Consider the following 17,676-nt stretch of genomic DNA (forward strand, 5'->3'; position numbering starts at 1 on the left):
ACCACTTGAACAGATATTTTATAAATCAATCATTGACGTTGCATGAACCCACTCCTGATTTTGAAATGTAAGAAAAACCTATTGCTAATGCTCTTGCTCGCGGCGGGCAATGCCTTTTCAACGCCGGCCGACAGTCTTACTATCACGCTTGATGATGCCATTGCACTTGCTCTGAAAAACAGTTATGAGATCGAGATCGCGAAAAACAATGTCGAAGCAAACACACTTTTAAACAATTACGGTGTCGCAGGCGGTTTGCCACTCGTTACTGCCGCCGCCACAAACACGGAGCAAATTACGCAGATTAATCAGAAGCTGACCGACGGAACAGAGATCAACAGGAATGCAGCAGCTGGAAACAACACCCAGGCGAGTTTGAATGTCGGAATCCTTTTATACAATGGAAAAAGGGTTGTTTCGACCAAAAAACGGCTGGCTGAGTTGCAAAATCAAAGTGCTGAACTCCTGAATTCGCAAATCCAAAATACGATTGCGCTGGTGATGACGAGTTACTATGACGTCGTGCGGCAATTGAGTTATGTCAATACGGTCAGGACTTCCATTCAGGCGTCGGAAAAACGTCTTGAAATTCTGCAAGTGCGCAAGGAAGCTGGAATGGCCAATAATGCAGACATTTTTCAAGCGCAAATTGACCTTAACACTTTAAACCAGACGCTGCTTGATCAGCAAATGGTGGCGCAGGTTGCCAAAACAGAGCTTTTGCGCATCTTAACCCTTGATCCGAAGGCCGCGGTGACGATTAAAGACACCATAATGGTCGATAATAATATGAACCTGGACACGATTCTGGAACGGATCACAACGAATGCGGACGTAAAAGCAGCTGACAGCCAGATCAAAATTAACGAGCTGATTGTCAGAGAAACGGCTGCATTGCGTTATCCAACAGTGCGTTTTAACACAGCCTTCAATTATTCGCGAAACCAGAATGCAGCGGGCTTTACATTGCTAAACAGAGCGGTGGGACCGAATGCGGGTCTTTCGCTGGCCATTCCGATTTACAATGGATCAGCATTTAAAAGACAACAGCAAGTCGCTGAAATAAACACTTCGAGTGCCAAATTACAGCGCAGCACCATTATTCGCGATTACAATGCGGGGGCTGTGAAAATGTATCAAACTTATTTGAGCTCATTGCAACAACTTGAAACGCAGAAACTCAATTACGACCTCAGCAGGCAATTGCTTTCCCTAACATTGCAACGCTTTGAGCTGATTCAAGCAACAATCATTGATGTTCGTGAGGCGCAGAGAAGTTTCGAGGACGCCGGTTACCGAATGATCAATTTGAATTATGCAGCCAAAGCAGCCGAAATTGAGCTAAAAAGATTGAGCAATTCATTACAATAAACGTCATTTTGCGAAATGCAACGAGCTGACTTTCAAACAAGTCAGCTCGTTTTTTATGTTAAGGCGTTTTTGGCACATAATTTTCCTATGCAATCGAATAAGATTAAAAAGTCATTAAACCTTTTCATGACTTCCCCGTCTAACGGACTTACTTCCTTCAACCAGCTTTATGAGAAATCTTCTGCATTGCCTGCTGATCACATTGCTCACGACCATTTGCGTCTATGGCCAGGAGGAGCCGGCTGAGACCGTTTCGATCAAGGGGAAGCTGGAAGATGGAGATAAAAATCCCGTTTTGTTTGCCAATGTTGCCTTGTATTCTGCCAAAGATTCAACATTGACCGGCGGCATTGCCTCGGACGATAAAGGCTTTTTTGCAATCCCTGCAACGGCGGGCAATTACTTTCTCAAAATCACGTATCTCACATTGGATGAGAAGATTGTCCCCAATATAAACCTCGCAGCTCAAGATCTTGACTTGGGAATTATCTCATTAAAATCGAATGCAAAAGTTTTGGAAGAACTGCTTGTAAGAGGCGAAAAAAGCCAGATGGAGCTGCAACTTGACAAGCGCGTTTTCAATGTTGGAAAAGACCTGAGCAACATCGGAAGCAATGCGTCCGACATTTTAAATAATATGCCTTCCGTAACCGTGGATGTTGAAGGAAATGTTGCATTAAGAGGAAGCCAGAATGTGCGGATTCTGATCGATGGCAAGCAGTCAGGAATGGTTGGACTGAATCCTGCGGAGGCATTGAGGCAAATTCCGGGAGACCTTATTGAAAGCATTGAAATTATTACCAATCCTTCTTCGCGCTATGATGCGGAAGGTGAAGTCGGGATTTTGAATATTGTGATGAAGAAAAATGTCCGCTATGGATTGAATGGTTCGTTTACTGCCACTGCGGGTTATCCAGCCAATTTCGGCGGATCATTTAACCTCAATTATCGCAGAAAAAAAGTGAATCTCATCGCCAATTACGGCCTCATGTATCGAGAAGGACCCGGCCGCGGCAACTCCCGACAAGCTTACAACAGCGCGGACACGAGCTTTGTTTACGAGCAAAGCACAGCCCGAAACAGATCCGGCACTTCTAATAATTTTATGGTCGGTTTGGATTATTTTTTAAACAATTTCAACACGATCACAGCAACAGTTTCTTATCGTAACTCAATGAATAACAACAATTCCGAGTTGCAATACAGGGATTTTGACATGAACAATGTCCTGACCCAAACCGTGACCAGGACAGAGCGTGAAACCGAACCAAGAATTAATCTGGAAGGAGCGCTGAATTATGAAAAGAAGTTTGATAAAAAAGGCCAGAGCCTGACATTCAATGGGAAATACATTATCAGTGACGAAACCGAATCAGCAAAGTTTAAGGAGTTTTCAAACATAAATGCAACAGGAATTTTCCAAAGATCCTTTAACACGGAAGATGAAAAAACTTTCCTTGCACAGCTCGATTACATTCAACCCATTGGGAAAGACGGGAAAATTGAGGCTGGGCTTAAAAGTTCGGTCCGGTTGCTAGACAACGATTTCTCAGTCCACCAGCAGGATGAGCAGGGCGATTGGCGTATTCTGGATCAATATGACAACCGGTTTGCTTATGATGAAAAAATTCACGCAGGTTATGTAATGGCCAGCAATCAATTTGGGAAGGTTTTCCTGCAAGCCGGTCTTCGTGGTGAATATTCAGACATTACAACCGAGCTGAAAAAGACCAACCAAAGCAATCACCGCGGTTATTTCAATTTATTTCCGAGCGTGCACATGTCGTATAAATTGCAAGATGCGCAAACGGTGCAGCTCAGTTACAGTTACCGACTCAGCAGACCCAATTTCCGCGACTTGCTGCCATTTTCGAATTTCAGCGATTCTCGCGTTTTTCGCGCTGGGAACCCGTTGCTTAATCCCGAATTCACACATTCGTTTGAGGCCGGACATTTGTTGAATATGCCCAAAGGCTCACTCCTGTCCAGCATTTATTATCGCCACAGATTGGGTGTCGTTGAGAATATCACTTCGGTCGATTCCACTGGATTTACAACAGTTACGCCCATCAACCTCGCAACGGGCGATTCTTACGGCTTCGAGTTCAACTTAACTTATGACCCCGCGCCTTGGTGGAAACTTACGGCCAATGCCAACATTTTCAGGGCCATTAATGAGGGTTTTTATAATGATAAGGTCTTAAAAAGCGACACTTATTCATGGACAAGCCGCCTTTCATCTCGCCTGACTCTTTTCAAATCCGTTGATTTCCAGTCATCATTCAACTATCGTGCCCCGAGGAAAACCACTCAGGGAAGAGATTTGGCTGTTTATTTTATTGATCTGGGTTTTTCGAAGGATATTTTGAAAGGTCGCGGAACAGTTACGGCCAGTGTTCGTGATTTGCTCAACTCTCAAAAAAGGCGCAACATTGTCGAGAATGCGGGTTATTACTCGCGCTCCGAATTTCAATGGCGGACGAGGCAATTTTTAGTAACATTCGCTTATCGCCTGAACCGCTCGAAAGAGAAGCAAAACTCGGATAACAAAGGCGGCAGTGACGAGGAAGACTGATTCTACGGTCGAAACCGTTACATTTGCGCAAACTTTGTAATAATATCGAATGCTTTTCATAGGAAAATATAATCACCTTACCATCCAGCGTCTAACGAGCGTCGGCATGTTTTTAAGCGATGTCGAAGGCGAGGAAGTGCTTTTGCCCAATCAATATCTGACGGATGAAATGCAGATCGACGACACCATTAAAGTGTTTGTTTATCTGGACTCGGAAGACAGGCCTGTCGCGACAAAGGAGACGCCCAAGATCGTGCGCAACCAGTTCGCATTTCTGGAAGTGACTGACGTTACCGAGCACGGCGCTTTTATGGACTGGGGATTGATAAAAGATCTTTTCGTGCCCTTCCGCGAGCAGAGCACGCCCATGCAGGTGGGAGAATGGCATGTGGTTTTCCTTTATCTGGACCAAAAATCTTCACGCCTGATCGCTTCCACCAAAATTGACCGCTTTCTCGAAAATGAGCGCCTGATTGTCAGTGAAGGTGATGAGGTCGATTTGCTTATCTTTTCAAAATCCGATTTGGGTTATAATGCCATTGTAAATCAATATCATAAGGGCCTTATTTATGGCAATGAAGTCTTTCGTGAGATTAAGATCGGCGATTCGTTAAAGGGTTATATCAAGAAAATCAGAGAAGAGAACAAACTCGATTTGAGCCTGCAAAAAACGGGCTATGAAGTTGTAGAGCCAACTGCGCAGCACATTTTGGACGAATTGAAAAAAACGGACGGTTTTCTAAATTTGTCGGACAACAGTTCGCCGGAGGATATTTACAAAAAATTGCAGATCAGCAAAAAAGTCTTCAAAAAAGCCATTGGAGGACTTTATAAGCAAGGTCTCATCAAAATCGGCGACGACGGAATTCGGCTGATTAACGAAGATTGAAACAAAAATGCCGGCTGTTAACCGGCATTCTTTATGATCATTTTGTCCCGTATTTCTCCTTATATTTCTCGTAAAGGCGCTTCTGTTTATCGTCCAGATTGACTTTGCCACCTTTGATAAAGGCCATTTGAATCACATTGCCGCGCATGTCAAGCATATCGCCGGTTGTGACCAGAAATGATGCCTGCTTTCCTTTTTCCAATGTTCCCACTTCCTTATCGGCGCCGATAATTTCCGCTGCATTTTTGGTCACAAACTGCAATGCTTCTTCGGGCGTCACATTGCCGAAACCTGAGGAAGTTCCCGCTAGAAATGCCAGATTACGCGTGCGCCACCATTCATCCGCATAAGTTATGGCAACCTTTACGCCTGCTTTGTGCAGCATTCCCGGAAGTTCATAAGGAAGATACACGTTTTCATCCACACGGCCTGGCAGGCGGTGCGTCGGGTTCAGAATGACAGGAATCTGATTCTCTTTCAGAAAAGCGGCGACCTTGTAAGACTCATCTCCGCCGACAACAACAATCTTTTTGACACCCATTTCTTTGGCAAAATTCACGGCCTCAATGATGTCTTTCCCATATTCAGCGCGAATGTAAAGGTTAGCAGAGCCGTCAAAAAGCGGCCTCATAGCGGCCAGACGCAAGTTTACGGGATTTGGAGCTTGCGTTTCAGCATAAGCCTTTGCATCTGTAAAAGTGGCTTGAAACACATTGATAACTTCCTGCCGCTTCTCGTTCCTTTTAACCGAAACTGTAAAATCTTCATAATTAAAGCTGCTGGCCAGGAATGGCGGCCAACTGATCCAGATCCCGTCATCTTTTTTCAAAACTGCATCTTCCCAATTCCAGCCATCCATGTAAAAAACAGAAGAAGAACCAGAAATCACGCCGCCTTGTGGCACCGCCTGAGACAATAAAATCCCATTGCCACGAAGCGTCGGAATAACTTCGGAATCCGTGTTATAGGCCACGAGTGCCCGCACATGCGGGTTAACCTGCCCTATTTCGTTATAATCCAATGTTGCGCGCACAGAAGCAATTTCCTGCAAACCAACCGTTGTGTTCAGTGAAATGATGCCGGGATAAATGTGCTTTCCCTTTGCGTCAATCACTTCGGCGCCGTTTCCGCTGGTAACCGATCCGGACGCTCCTATTTGCGTGATAATGCCTTTGTCAAATGCGATGACGCCGTTTTCGATCACCTGTCCGTTGCCCACATGAATGGTCGCACCGGTTACGAAAATGGATTTGGACTGCGCAATTGCAGGAGCCGGATTTTGCGCATAACTGGCTGGAATGAGCGAAACGCAGCTCAGCACCAAGCTGGTAAGTGGAATTATAAATTTATTTTTTAACATAACAATGAGTTAAAATCTGGATGAAAATTAATGTGACGTCTCGTGCTCGGTGTGGACGCCTACAATGTCCTCGCAATGCCACATTTTTGGCTGCGTCGCCTGTGGTTTTTGCGTTGGCTTGCCTTCTGCCTTATCGCCCAGCATTTTCTGGATCAGCCTTTCACGTTCAACGGACATTGTTTTTTGCTTTTCCTCATCTTTTTTCCGGTCAAAATAAATGGCGCCTTCGATCATAGTGAACTCCGGGCGGGCATAAATCGACAACGGATGCACATTCCAAAGCACCAGATCTGCGTCTTTTCCGGCTTTTACGCTTCCAAGCCTGTTATCAATGTGTAATAATTTGGCAGGATTCAGTGTCACCATTTTCCAGGCTTCCGCTTCGGGAACGCCGCCATATTCAACTGTTTTCGCCGCTTCCTGATTGAGCCTGCGCGCCATTTCTGCATCGTCCGAATTGATCGCAACCGTCACGCCTTCATGATACATTAAGGCAGCATTGTATGGAATCGCCTCTTTCACTTCCATTTTATAAGCCCACCAGTCACCAAATGTTGAGCCACCGATGCCGCGTTTCGCCATTTTGTCGGCAAGCTTGTAACCTTCCAAAATGTGTGTGAATGTGTTGATCTTGAAGTTCAGCGAATCGGCAACGTGCATGAGCATATTGATCTCCGACTGCACATATGAATGGCAGGTTATGAATCGCTCGCTCGCCAGGATTTCAGCAAGTGCGTCCAGTTCAATGTCGCGCCTTGGCGCATTAGCAGCCTGTTTTTTGGAACTTGCATTGTAAGTTTTCCACGATGCCGCATAATCTTTGGCGCGCAGAAAATGATCGAAAAACACTTGCTCAACGCCCATTCTCGTTTGCGGAAAACGCGTTCTCACAATATCGCCCCAGTTGGATTGCTTCACATTTTCGCCCAAAGCGAACTTGATCGTCTTCACTTCCGGAATCAGCATGTCGGATTGGCTCGCGCCCCATTTCAGCTTGATCAGAGCGCTCTGTCCACCGATTGAATTCGCAGATCCGTGCAGCAGATGTGACGTGGTTACGCCACCCGCAAGCTGTCGGTAAATGTTGACGTCGTCCGGATTGATTACATCGCTCATCCGAACTTCTGCCGAGCTGGTTTGCCCGCCTTCGTTAATGGTAAAAAGGGCAATGTGCGAATGCTCGTCAATGATGCCGCTGGTCAGGTGTTTTCCGGTTCCGTCAATCGTTTTTGCTCCCGACGGCGCCGAAAGGCCTTTTCCCACTTTGCTGATCTTACCATTCTGCACGATTACATCAGCGTTTTGTAAAATCCCTTCTTTTTCGTTTGTCCAAATGGTTGCGTTTTTTATTAAAACCGTTTCAGCCGCGGGCAATGTTTCATTTCCAAAACCTACGAAAGGATAATAAACAGCGCCTGTTTCTTTAATTTTTGCAATCGTGGAATCTTTCGCAGCAACTGACTGATATTTTTCAGATAAAGCGGCAGTCCATGGAACAACGCTTCCATCTGGTAAAATGCCTTCACCCGATAAGCCGGTTCCACTCAGCCAGCCCGTCAGGCGGATGGTTCCCGCATTCTTTTCAGGCTGGTAAGTCATTGTGAGCAACTTATCCGAAAGAATGACCTTGGGCGTTATTTTCACAGAATCGCGCACGATCACTTTGTATTCGGGCTTGTCGGCTGCACCCGTGATCTGCAATTTACCCGAGGGCTGATTGTTTAATGTCAGCGCATAAGTTCCGCGAACATCGGGGGCATTCATCGGCGCCAGAATGAATTTCTTACCCTGGATCCAGTTTTCGTAAATCACATTATCCTTACCAAACAGATCGCCGGAAGTGATGATAAAATTGGCCAGTAAGCCACTTTTCAAACTGCCGATCTGCCCTTCCGCCTTGATTAAGCTGGCAGGAATGGTGGTCAATGCTTCCAATGCTTTTTCTTTCGGCAGTCCGTATTCAACGGCCGTTTTCAGGTTTTTCCAGAAGTCAGCTTTGCTTTTGAGTCCCGTCGCGGTCAATGCAAAAGGAATTTCTGCCTTCGCAACTTCCGAAGGATTTTTCGGTGCCATTTCCCAATGTTTCAACTGAGCCATGCTCACCAAATCCGCATCCCAGGGATCGGCAACATCATAAGCTTCTGGAAATGCGAGCGGCAAAATCAGCGTCGCTTTTGTTGCCTTAATTTCCTTCAAACGCTGATATTCGTCTCCCCCGCCTTTGATAATGTATTGAATACCAAACTCATCGCCCACTTTATCGGCGCGCATGACGCTGTATTTGTCATTGGTTTCAAAAAAAGCGGGAAGCGTTTTGATCTGGTTAAATGCTTCCAGCGACAAGTTCGTTTCCTTGGCCTTGTCAGTTTTAGCATACCAGTCTGCATCGTAGTAATTCTGCCTTAGTAATGCCACCACGCCCATTGTGGACGACGGATAAGTTTGCGATGAAGATCCCTTACTGAATGAAAAATGAGCCGAAGCTTTCCCTTTTAGCAATGCTTTATTTGCGCCTTCATCGGTGAGCGTCACAATTGCGCCGCTTCCTCTCACAATGCCGTCATGGTCATGGATCAAGACTGTCCCAAAACCGATTTTCCTGAGTTCTTCTGCTTTCTTAGCATCCGGAGTGAATGTCTGACTCGCGTCATTTTCGGGCTGAATGGCCTGGTTCCAGCCGAATGCGCCCTTTTTATTGGATTCCAATTGTGGCGTCTGCCTTCCGCCAGCGGCTCTTTCCCGCTTCACTTCCGGCATTCCATAATCCGAATCCAGGTCAATCAATGAAGGATAAATGTATTTTTCTTTCAAATCTGTCACCACCGTTCCGGCAGGGATTTTCACTGGCTTGCCCACTTCGCGTATCACGCCGTTTTCGATAAGCATTGTCCCTTTCAGGATCGTGGTTTTGGAATCGACTACGATGGTGGCATTGGTGAATGCATAGCGTCCCGGTCGTTCGTCATAAGCTCCGTTTTGAGGGAATGTTTCCTGCGCGTGACAAATTATGCTGAACGTCAGACAGGTCAGCAGGCTTGATAATTGTTTAAACATATGTTGCTGTTTGATTGCAGTAAGATTTACAAGATACTTATGTTTGCATTACTAAGCCATATTTCTAATCCTTTTCAAAATGAATTACAATCAATTCAAAGAATCAGTCACATTGCCCACACCGCCGGAAAACATCTCAGAACCGCTAAAAGCGCTCTGGCATGCTGCTAATGATGATTGGGAAGCCGCTCACAACATTGCGCAGAGCAAAGAAGGCACACCCATTTATGATCGTTTGCATGCGTATCTGCATCGGGTTGAAGGCGACACATGGAATGCCGGATATTGGTACAAACGTGCCGGAGAGGCGGTTTTTAAGGGATCTTTGCAAGAAGAGTGGGAATTTTTAGCCCAATCATTCACTAAGTAACATAAGGTTTTAACCTTATATATTAGAAATATAAGGCTTTTACCTTATATTTGGTAATTATAAGGTTTAAAGCTTATATCCTATGAAGAAATATCAGGCTGTAATCACCGCTGATATGGTTAACTCAACGCGCTATCCACGTGAAAAAACCACAGCATGGCTAGATGAAATGATTGATTTGCTGCGCAATGATCCATCTTTTGACTGGGCACTCAAACCCGAAATTTACCGGGGCGACAGCTTTCAGGGAGTTTTGAAGAACTATAATGAAGCCATGCATGCCGCGATCCTTGCACGTGCATCCATGCGCAAGCACGCCACGAACACGGACTTACGGATTGCAATCGGCATAGGGAAAACGGAGCAGCTTACCGATCGTGCGGGCACGTCTGACGGAGAAGCATTTCGCTTGTCGGGGCGACTGGCGGATAATATCCGAAAACAAAAAGCGCGGATAGGAATTGCGTTGCCTACTCCTTCCGAGCCCTTGAATGCGTCATTGGATCTGCTTGAAACCCTCATTGAAAACTGGACCGTCTCCCAAAGCGAAGTGGTTTTGGCATTACTTCAGAAAAAAACCATCACCCAAATCGCAGAGCAGCTTGGAATCAGCCAGCCAGCGGCCAGTCAAAGAGTTGCTGCATCAAAATGGTGGGCGATTGAAAATTTTCTGGCTACCTTTCCCAAACATTTATCACTATACACAAAAACAAAATCATGATCGAGTTTTTACAGCTTCTGCTCGCACACATTCTGGTTGATTTTTATTGGCAGCCCACGAAATGGGTCATTGACAAAAGAGAAAAATCGCTCGGCTCCAAGTTTCTTTACCTGCACATTGTCCTCGTAATTGTTGTTTCTTACATTTTGTTAGGCCATTGGACCGATCCAGTTCCTGCCATTGCACTCGGTCTTGCTCATGGTGTTATCGACATTTTAAAGGTTAGTTTTGACAAAAAGGGAACATTGGCCTGGTTCGCTGGCGATCAGATTGCGCATGTGATCAGCATTGCCATCACTGCGCTTGTCATTACAAATAAGTTTCCAGTAGGCCTGGATACATTCAAAGCATGGCTTTACACAACAAAAACGCTTGCCATCCTCTCAGGAGCGCTGATTTCCCTGACTCCTATTTCCTTTTTTGTGGGCATTTTAACAAAACCTTGGCGTGAAGAACTTGCAGCACTGGCACCGAATGCAGACGATAATCTGGCCAATGCAGGCCGCTGGATTGGCATGTCCGAAAGATTGCTGATTTTCGTTTTTGTGCTGGTAAGCCAGTTTTCCGCGATTGGATTTCTGATTGCAGCGAAATCGTTGCTGCGTTATAATGACAAGTCCGCGAGTGGTGAAATATCCGCGGCTTACATCAGCAAAAAATCAGAATATGTGCTGGTGGGCACATTAATGAGCTATACATGCGCAATTGCCGTGGCGCTGGTGGTCAAAACATTGTACTAAAATCCGTTGCTGATTAAACCTTGGCAAAATAAACCGCTCTAACTCCGGTAACTAAACTTTGTAACCATGAAAAAAACATTGATGGCCATGTTATTGGCGTTTTTCAGCATCACCGCTTTTGCCCAACGTCAGGATTCGGATATGACTCCGGAAAAGCGTGCTGAAAATCAGGTGAAGACAATGAATGAGAAGCTAAATCTTTCGGAAGATCAGCAAAAGCAGATTTATAATTTAAGTCTGGCAAGAGCCCAGAAGGTGAAAGAGCTCAGAGAAGCACAGACGGTCGACCGGGATCAAATCAGGGCTTCCATGGAAACTTTCAACAATGAAGTGGCCAAAATCCTGACAGTCGAACAGCAGGAAAAATACAAAACAATGCTAGAAGATCGCCGCGGAGGTGGCGGAGGAGGAAGCAGAGGGCCGCGTGGGAGAAATTAATTTTGAATTTTGAATGAGTGAATGACTGAATAAATTTTAAACATTCACTCATTCACTCATTCACTCATTCAAAATTGATCAAATCGCCATTTCCGTCTTGAATTCCGACGTGAAGTGAAAATGTATGGCTGGATTGTTTTCCCTGTTCATGCGAATCATCCATTCAGATTCTGCCAGAAAAACAGGATTTCGGTCCTTATCGTAAGCGATCTGATTTCCTTTGAGACGAACAAACTGGTCCATAGCCGGTTTTTCATCCGCTGTCAACCAGCAAGCGCATGAAATGTTCATCGGGACCCAGCGGCATTTTGCGCCATATTCATGTTCCAGACGATATTGAATTACATCAAATTGAAGTTCACCAACCGTCCCAACGATTTTACGATTTCCTAAATCCAATGTAAAGAGCTGCGCAACTCCTTCATCAGTAAGTTGTTGAATGCCCTTTTCCAATTGTTTTGATTTCATTGGATCAAGGTTAATGAGTTCTTTAAAGATCTCGGGCGAGAAGCTTGGAATTCCTGAGAATTGAAGATGTTCTCCTTCTGTCAATGTATCGCCGATCTTGAAACTGCCCGTGTCATAAAGTCCTACAACGTCGCCCGGGAAGCCTTCATCCATGACGCTTTTAGCAGAAGCCATGAATGTAAATGGACTCGAAAAACGAACATCCTTGTTCATTCTGACGTGTTTATAAAATTTCCCCCGCTCGAATTTCCCGGAGCAAATCCTTAAAAACGCAATGCGGTCGCGGTGTCTTGGGTCCAGGTTAGCGTGAATTTTGAACACAAAACCAGTGAACTTGGGCTCCATTGGCGAAACTTCCCGAACGTCCGTCGGCCGTGGCTGCGGAATTGGAGAGATTTCACAAAATGTATCCAAAAGCTCTTTAATGCCAAAATTATTGATCGCACTTCCGAAGAAAACAGGTGCCAACTGACCTTTCTGATAAGCCTCTTCTGAAAACACATCATAAACGCCTTCCACAAGTTCTACATCCTCGGTCAGCTGCGATGCATCCCTTTCTCCAAGCAGATTCGCAAGATTTTCGTCTTCCAAACTCACCTTCGCAACGTCGTTTTCGATCTTCGTTTTGTTGATTTTGAAGAAATAAAGCATTTGCTCATACAAGCTATAAACGCCTTTGAAATTGACGCCCATATTGATCGGCCACGTCAGCGGACGAACGCGGATGCTCAATTTCGTTTCCAGCTCATCCAGCAATTCAAATGGATTTTGGCCTTCCCTATCGAGCTTATTGATAAAAACAATCACCGGCGTGTTGCGCATTCTGCACACTTCCATGAGCCTTTCGGTCTGTTCCTCAACGCCCTTTACGCAGTCAATAACCAGAATTACGCTGTCGACTGCGGTTAATGTGCGGTAAGTGTCTTCTGCAAAATCCTTGTGACCAGGCGTGTCGAGAATGTTGATCAGCAGGTCTTTATATTCAAAGGTCATTACTGAAGTAGCGACCGAGATTCCACGTTGCTTCTCAATTTCCATGAAATCGGAAGTCGCGGTTTTCTTAATTTTATTGGATTTTACCGCTCCCGCAGTTTGAATCGCGCCTCCGAAAAGCAGCAATTTTTCAGTAAGCGTCGTTTTCCCGGCATCTGGGTGACTGATGATTGCGAATGTCCGGCGCTTCTTTATCTCTAGTAAATTACTCATATCTAAAATTTGCACAAAGATAAGAATAAACAAAGGCCGCCCCTAACCGGAGCGGCCCTAAATTATCGCGTCTTTAAACGCAGAACATTCGCTTAATCTCAGTAAAAAGAATGCTTGTAATCTTCCACAGATGTCATAATCACTTCGTGCGCCTCTTCTCTGCCGTAAACATTCGTAATTTCAATGTGTGCTTTTTCACCCGGCAAGTTCTTGTAAGTCAGGAAGTAATGTTTCAAACGCTCTACAATTCCTTCCGGAAGCTCGCTCAAATCTGAAAATCCTCCATAAACTTCATCACCTTTCAAAACAGCAATGATCTTGTCATCAGCTTCACCACCGTCGATCAGGCGAATTCCGCCGATTGGCTTGGCTGTGCACAGAATGTCTCCATGCGAAATGATTTTTTCACAAAGCACCAACACGTCCAGCGGGTCACCATCACCTTCGGTCACGTCGCGGCCCGAGCGCTCGCGTGCAAGCGCTGCAATTTTCTCTGCGCAATAAGTTTTTGGAATAAAACCGTAAAGGGCCGGAACAATGTTGGAATATTTTTGCGGACGGTCAATCATCAGATAACCCGTCGCTTTGTCAATTTCGTATTTAACTGTGTCGGTAGGAACAATTTCAATAAAGGCGGTGACAAGGTTTGGTGCGCCCTCCCCCATCGAAATTCCATGCCAGGGATGAGCTTTGTGTACGTTAGCGATCATTATTTGTGTAATAGGTAATAACGTTTAAATGGATATTTTATATAACAAGTGGTCTTGGGTTATCCGACCTTCTCTGAAATGTTGTAGTCACCGGTTTTTGACACAGACTGCTTCACAAACAGTTCGCCGAGAAACCCGGCAAGAAATAGTTGCGAACCAACCATGATGGCGACCAATGCAAGAAAAAACAGCGGGTTTTCGGTCACATTTCGATAGGGTTGCAGATTGTAAATATTGTAAATCTTTTTCCCTAAAAGCCAGAAAGCTATAATGCTTCCCAGAAAAAACATGAGTGTTCCCAGACTGCCGAATAAATGCATAGGCCTGCGCCCAAACTTATTCACAAAGGCAATCGAAAGCAAATCCAGAAAGCCAAAAATGAAACGTTCAAGCCCGAATTTCGTCGTGCCGTATTTTCTCGGGCGGTGCTGCACCACTTTTTCACCAATTTTTGCGAAGCCATTCCATTTGGCAATCACAGGAATGTAACGGTGCATTTCCCCGTAAATCGTTATGTTTTTTACAACGTCTTTTCGGTAAGCTTTTAGTCCGCAATTGAAATCATGAAGCGAAACACCGGAGATGCTGCGCGTTGCTGCATTGAATATTTTGGTGGGAACTGTCTTGGTTACAGGATCATAGCGCTTCTTTTTCCAGCCCGAAACGAGGTCATAACGATCCTCTTTGATCATTTTGTAAAGCTCTGGAATTTCGTCCGGACTGTCCTGCAAATCAGCGTCCATGGTAATGATCACATCGCCATTGGCTGCCTGAAAAGCCGTTTGTAATGCAGCTGTTTTGCCATAATTTCGCACAAAGCGCAGGCCGCGAACGTGCGGATTCTCCTGAGAAATCCTTGAAATAACGTCCCAGGAGCTGTCTTTGCTGCCATCATCTACAAAAATCACTTCGTAGGAAAAACCATTTTCATTCATTACCCGCGCAATCCATTCACTAAGCTCCGGCAATGATTCTTCTTCATTGTAAAGCGGAACGACAACGGAAATCTGGATAGGTGAATTAGTCATGAATGTTTCAATAGCAAAGCCCAAACCGGGGTCACCGGGTAAAGTTCGTATTTTTCCCGATCAAAATATCATATAAAAATCTTTCAGCAAATCCCTGAACGACTGATTATAAGTGGTTCCATCCGGCTCGTAAATGCAGATTTCCTCTTCAATATGCTTATTATGAATCAGTTCCGAGCGCTGGAATGTCATTACAAGGCGAAATGCTTTTTTGCCTTCGTGATGAAACAATGTGAGTTTTCTGCTCAAAACCCAGCCGGATTCTAATGCTTTTTTTAAAAATTGTTGTCCTTCGTCAATTGGAAAAAGAATGTTGAACTTTCCAGTGTCGGACAAAAGCCTGTCAATGGCGGTCAGCAATTCTGCAAAATCTAGGGATTTGGCGTGGTGCGCAATGTTCTTTTTGTCAATGGGCGAAAGCAGGTCGGACTGAAAAAAAGGCGGATTGGTGACAATGACATCATATTTGTGCTCGGACGTAAACTCCTGAACAGCAGAGTGAAAAAGCCTGATCCGTTCATGAAAGGGACTGTTTTCAACATTCTCTCCGGCCTGATAAAATGCTTCGGCATCGATTTCAACGGCGTCAATAATGCCATAGGAATTTCGCTGCGCAACCATTAATGACAGCAAGCCCGTGCCCGCCCCAATGTCCAGAATGTGGTCAGCGTCCGACACGTCGGCCCAGGCGCCGAGCACGCAGGCATCCGTGCACACTTTCATGGCGCATTTGTCTTGCTGCACCGTAAAATTTTTGAAGCGAAAGGAGGAATTTCTAGCCATAACCGTTCTATTTTCTACCAAAGTCAGCCGGATTTTCACCCCAGTATTCGGTTTCCCATTTCAGGATTTTATTTGGAAACTTGTTTGCCGCAAGCCAGCGTTCCGCGCGTTGTAACATTTCGAAAACAGGCTTATTACGTGGCGTCAAGGCCAGTTTTGTGTTCGCATGCTTTTTCTTGATCCAGGCAATCGCTGTTCGCGAATCGCTATAAATGGGCAAGTCGCTTTCTTTTTTTTGCAAATAAGCCAAAGCGTGAACGATGGCCAGAAATTCGCCAATGTTATTTGTGGCATCTTTGAACGGTCCTTGCAGAAATATCCGCTCACCAGTCGCATAATAAATGCCCTGATATTCCATGTCGCCAGATGCCGTGTTCCACGCTGCATCGACGGCAATGCTGTTTTTCAGTGGTTTGCCAATCTTGGCTGGAATCTCTTTTGCCAGGACTGGTTTGTTTTCCTTTTTGGCTACAAATTCCCAATAATTGCGCTGAATGGCGGCTTCTGCTTCTTCTATGGACTCGAAGGATTTGTATCGGGCATCCTCAAAACCCTTTATCTGCGACTCACATTCTTTCCAATCCGTAAAAACGCCCGTTTTCCTGCCTTGCCACACGACATAGTATTTTGTCTTTTTAGCCATGGGGCGGTTTTTAATTTTGAATGAGTGAATGAGTGAATGACTAATGTCGATTGCTTGTTTATATTTAATGATTTGGTCTTATGCTTTTTCTTCCCAGATCTGGGCTAGGTTTACGATCACCTCTACCGCTTTTTCCATGTCTTGGACCGAGACCCATTCTAGTTTAGAGTGGAAGGCGTGTTCGCCTGCGAAAATGTTGGGGCAGGGCAAGCCCATGAATGACAGCCTTGAACCGTCAGTTCCGCCTCTTATGCTGCGCTGGATTGGCTGTAAACCTGCTCTTTCCATTGCCAGAACCGCATTTTCGAGAACCTGCGGATATTGATCCAGCACTTCCTTCATGTTGCGATATTGTTGTGTTATAATGACTTCCGCTGTTGAGTTTGGGTAATTAGCGAGCACTTTGTCGACAATCCCCTGCAACAGCGCCTCTTTTTCATGCAGCCCTGCGACCGTGAAATCCCTTACAATAAAGCCTAATGTTGTTATTTCCTGAATTCCCTCAATTTGGACCGGGTGGATAAAACCTTGTTTTCCTTCCGTTGTTTCAGGCGATAAAGCATCTTTGGGCAATGCAGCAAGGATTTCTCCTGCAATTTTCAATGCATTTTCGAGCTTGCCCAAAGCATAGCCAGGATGCGTGCTGACGCCGTGAATGATGATTTTGACACCGTCGGCTGAAAAAGTTTCGTCTTCCAATGTGCCTACTGCCTCACCGTCAACCGTGTAACCAAAATCTGCTGCAAGCTTGGCCATATTCACTTGCTCGGTTCCTCTGCCAACTTCTTCATCGGGTGTAAAGAGAATCCGGATTGCGCCATGCTTGATTTCGGGATGATGCACTAAATATTCTGCTGCGGCCATGATTTCGGCAACGCCCGCTTTATTATCTGCACCTAAAAGCGTGGTCCCGCTGGCAGTTACAATGTCGTTACCAATCTGTTTGTCAAGATCATGCAATTCGCCTATGCGCAAAACTTGCGTGTGATCATCGGGCAGCACAATGTCTGACCCATCCCAGTTTTCATGCACAATGGGGTTCACATGCGCCCCTGAAACGTCCGGCGACGTGTCCACGTGCGAGCAAAAGCATATCACTGGAATGTCCGTTTTGGAAGAATTGGACGGAATGGTTGCATAAACATAGCCATGCTCATCCAAATGCGCATCTTCGACACCCATTTCGAGAAGCTCCACAACCAATTGATTGCTCAGATCGCGCTGTTTTGCAGTGCTTGGGAAGCTTTCAGAATTGGGATCTGATTGCGTATCAATTTTTACGTAGCGAAGAAAACGTTCCAGAACGGATGTCATATGCGG

Annotated in this window: 15 protein-coding genes; 7 read left to right on the top strand and 8 right to left on the bottom strand. The window is 45.3% G+C overall.

Annotated elements, in window-relative coordinates; translation table 11 throughout:
* Positions 1-42: 42 nt before the first annotated feature.
* The 3 genes from LZG73_RS15755 to LZG73_RS15765 all read left to right on the top strand — a co-directional run bounded on the left by LZG73_RS15755 (position 43) and on the right by LZG73_RS15765 (position 4,835).
* Positions 43-1,371, top strand: coding sequence for a TolC family protein (locus LZG73_RS15755; RefSeq protein WP_233851751.1), 1,329 nt, complete (start codon positions 43-45; stop codon positions 1,369-1,371).
* 169 nt (positions 1,372-1,540) lie between these two features.
* Positions 1,541-3,946, top strand: coding sequence for a TonB-dependent receptor (locus LZG73_RS15760; protein ID WP_233851753.1), 2,406 nt, complete (start codon positions 1,541-1,543; stop codon positions 3,944-3,946).
* Positions 3,947-3,995: 49 nt separating this feature from the next.
* A complete protein-coding gene (locus LZG73_RS15765; protein ID WP_233851761.1) occupies positions 3,996-4,835 on the top strand; it encodes a S1 RNA-binding domain-containing protein in 840 nt (279 codons plus the stop codon).
* A gap of 37 nt (positions 4,836-4,872) precedes the next feature.
* Here LZG73_RS15765 and LZG73_RS15770 read toward each other — a convergent pair whose 3' ends face one another.
* A complete protein-coding gene (locus LZG73_RS15770; RefSeq protein ID WP_233851773.1) occupies positions 4,873-6,195 on the bottom strand; it encodes an amidohydrolase family protein in 1,323 nt (440 codons plus the stop codon).
* Between the two features lie 27 nt (positions 6,196-6,222).
* The gene (locus LZG73_RS15775) at positions 6,223-9,249 is read right to left on the bottom strand and encodes an amidohydrolase family protein (RefSeq protein ID WP_233851776.1); all 3,027 of its coding nucleotides are present in this window, start codon (positions 9,247-9,249) and stop codon (positions 6,223-6,225) included.
* 79 nt (positions 9,250-9,328) lie between these two features.
* Here LZG73_RS15775 and LZG73_RS15780 point away from each other — a divergent pair, with 79 nt between their 5' ends.
* From LZG73_RS15780 to LZG73_RS15795, 4 genes are all read left to right on the top strand, one after another.
* On the top strand, positions 9,329-9,619 hold the full coding sequence (locus LZG73_RS15780) for a hypothetical protein (RefSeq protein ID WP_233851781.1): 291 nt from the start codon (positions 9,329-9,331) through the stop codon (positions 9,617-9,619).
* 82 nt (positions 9,620-9,701) lie between these two features.
* A complete protein-coding gene (locus LZG73_RS15785) occupies positions 9,702-10,340 on the top strand; it encodes a SatD family protein (protein ID WP_233851792.1) in 639 nt (212 codons plus the stop codon).
* On the top strand, positions 10,337-11,080 hold the full coding sequence (locus LZG73_RS15790; RefSeq protein ID WP_233851798.1) for a DUF3307 domain-containing protein: 744 nt from the start codon (positions 10,337-10,339) through the stop codon (positions 11,078-11,080). Before LZG73_RS15785 ends, LZG73_RS15790 begins: the two co-directional genes overlap by 4 nt.
* Positions 11,081-11,146: 66 nt before the next feature.
* Positions 11,147-11,518 carry a hypothetical protein gene (locus LZG73_RS15795; RefSeq protein ID WP_233851801.1) on the top strand — a complete coding sequence of 124 codons (372 nt, stop codon included), beginning with the start codon at positions 11,147-11,149 and terminating at the stop codon, positions 11,516-11,518.
* Positions 11,519-11,596: 78 nt separating this feature from the next.
* On the opposite strand, the gene LZG73_RS15800 is transcribed toward LZG73_RS15795, so the two are convergent.
* The 6 genes from LZG73_RS15800 to pepT all read right to left on the bottom strand — a co-directional run bounded on the left by LZG73_RS15800 (position 11,597) and on the right by pepT (position 17,670).
* Positions 11,597-13,192, bottom strand: a complete 1,596-nt coding sequence (locus LZG73_RS15800) for a peptide chain release factor 3 (RefSeq protein ID WP_233851811.1) — start codon at positions 13,190-13,192, stop codon at positions 11,597-11,599.
* Positions 13,193-13,290: 98 nt separating this feature from the next.
* Positions 13,291-13,902 (bottom strand): inorganic pyrophosphatase, encoded by a 612-nt coding sequence (locus LZG73_RS15805; RefSeq protein ID WP_255697117.1) that lies wholly within the window; start codon positions 13,900-13,902, stop codon positions 13,291-13,293.
* 59 nt (positions 13,903-13,961) lie between these two features.
* Positions 13,962-14,930 (bottom strand): glycosyltransferase family 2 protein, encoded by a 969-nt coding sequence (locus LZG73_RS15810; protein ID WP_233851816.1) that lies wholly within the window; start codon positions 14,928-14,930, stop codon positions 13,962-13,964.
* A 60-nt stretch (positions 14,931-14,990) separates the two neighbouring features.
* On the bottom strand, positions 14,991-15,713 hold the full coding sequence (locus LZG73_RS15815; RefSeq protein WP_233851821.1) for a tRNA1(Val) (adenine(37)-N6)-methyltransferase: 723 nt from the start codon (positions 15,711-15,713) through the stop codon (positions 14,991-14,993).
* 7 nt (positions 15,714-15,720) lie between these two features.
* A complete protein-coding gene (locus LZG73_RS15820) occupies positions 15,721-16,356 on the bottom strand; it encodes a viroplasmin family protein (protein ID WP_233851827.1) in 636 nt (211 codons plus the stop codon).
* Positions 16,357-16,434: 78 nt separating this feature from the next.
* The gene (gene pepT, locus LZG73_RS15825) at positions 16,435-17,670 is read right to left on the bottom strand and encodes a peptidase T (RefSeq protein WP_233851834.1); all 1,236 of its coding nucleotides are present in this window, start codon (positions 17,668-17,670) and stop codon (positions 16,435-16,437) included.
* Positions 17,671-17,676: the final 6 nt, after the last annotated feature.

It is taken from the genome of Dyadobacter sp. CY326, assembly GCF_021390515.1.
Classification (GTDB): Bacteria; Bacteroidota; Bacteroidia; order Cytophagales; family Spirosomataceae; genus Dyadobacter.

What these genes read in the sequence shown, in the direction of transcription:
- LZG73_RS15755 (WP_233851751.1), top strand. Translation starts at nt 43, where the DNA reads ATGAACCCACTCCTGATTTTGAAATGTAAGAAAAACCTATTGCTAATG.
- LZG73_RS15760 (WP_233851753.1), top strand. Translation starts at nt 1,541, where the DNA reads ATGAGAAATCTTCTGCATTGCCTGCTGATCACATTGCTCACGACCATT.
- LZG73_RS15765 (WP_233851761.1), top strand. Translation starts at nt 3,996, where the DNA reads ATGCTTTTCATAGGAAAATATAATCACCTTACCATCCAGCGTCTAACG.
- LZG73_RS15770 (WP_233851773.1), bottom strand. Translation starts at nt 6,195, where the DNA reads ATGTTAAAAAATAAATTTATAATTCCACTTACCAGCTTGGTGCTGAGC.
- LZG73_RS15775 (WP_233851776.1), bottom strand. Translation starts at nt 9,249, where the DNA reads ATGTTTAAACAATTATCAAGCCTGCTGACCTGTCTGACGTTCAGCATA.
- LZG73_RS15780 (WP_233851781.1), top strand. Translation starts at nt 9,329, where the DNA reads ATGAATTACAATCAATTCAAAGAATCAGTCACATTGCCCACACCGCCG.
- LZG73_RS15785 (WP_233851792.1), top strand. Translation starts at nt 9,702, where the DNA reads ATGAAGAAATATCAGGCTGTAATCACCGCTGATATGGTTAACTCAACG.
- LZG73_RS15790 (WP_233851798.1), top strand. Translation starts at nt 10,337, where the DNA reads ATGATCGAGTTTTTACAGCTTCTGCTCGCACACATTCTGGTTGATTTT.
- LZG73_RS15795 (WP_233851801.1), top strand. Translation starts at nt 11,147, where the DNA reads ATGAAAAAAACATTGATGGCCATGTTATTGGCGTTTTTCAGCATCACC.
- LZG73_RS15800 (WP_233851811.1), bottom strand. Translation starts at nt 13,192, where the DNA reads ATGAGTAATTTACTAGAGATAAAGAAGCGCCGGACATTCGCAATCATC.
- LZG73_RS15805 (WP_255697117.1), bottom strand. Translation starts at nt 13,902, where the DNA reads ATGATCGCTAACGTACACAAAGCTCATCCCTGGCATGGAATTTCGATG.
- LZG73_RS15810 (WP_233851816.1), bottom strand. Translation starts at nt 14,930, where the DNA reads ATGACTAATTCACCTATCCAGATTTCCGTTGTCGTTCCGCTTTACAAT.
- LZG73_RS15815 (WP_233851821.1), bottom strand. Translation starts at nt 15,713, where the DNA reads ATGGCTAGAAATTCCTCCTTTCGCTTCAAAAATTTTACGGTGCAGCAA.
- LZG73_RS15820 (WP_233851827.1), bottom strand. Translation starts at nt 16,356, where the DNA reads ATGGCTAAAAAGACAAAATACTATGTCGTGTGGCAAGGCAGGAAAACG.
- pepT (WP_233851834.1), bottom strand. Translation starts at nt 17,670, where the DNA reads ATGACATCCGTTCTGGAACGTTTTCTTCGCTACGTAAAAATTGATACG.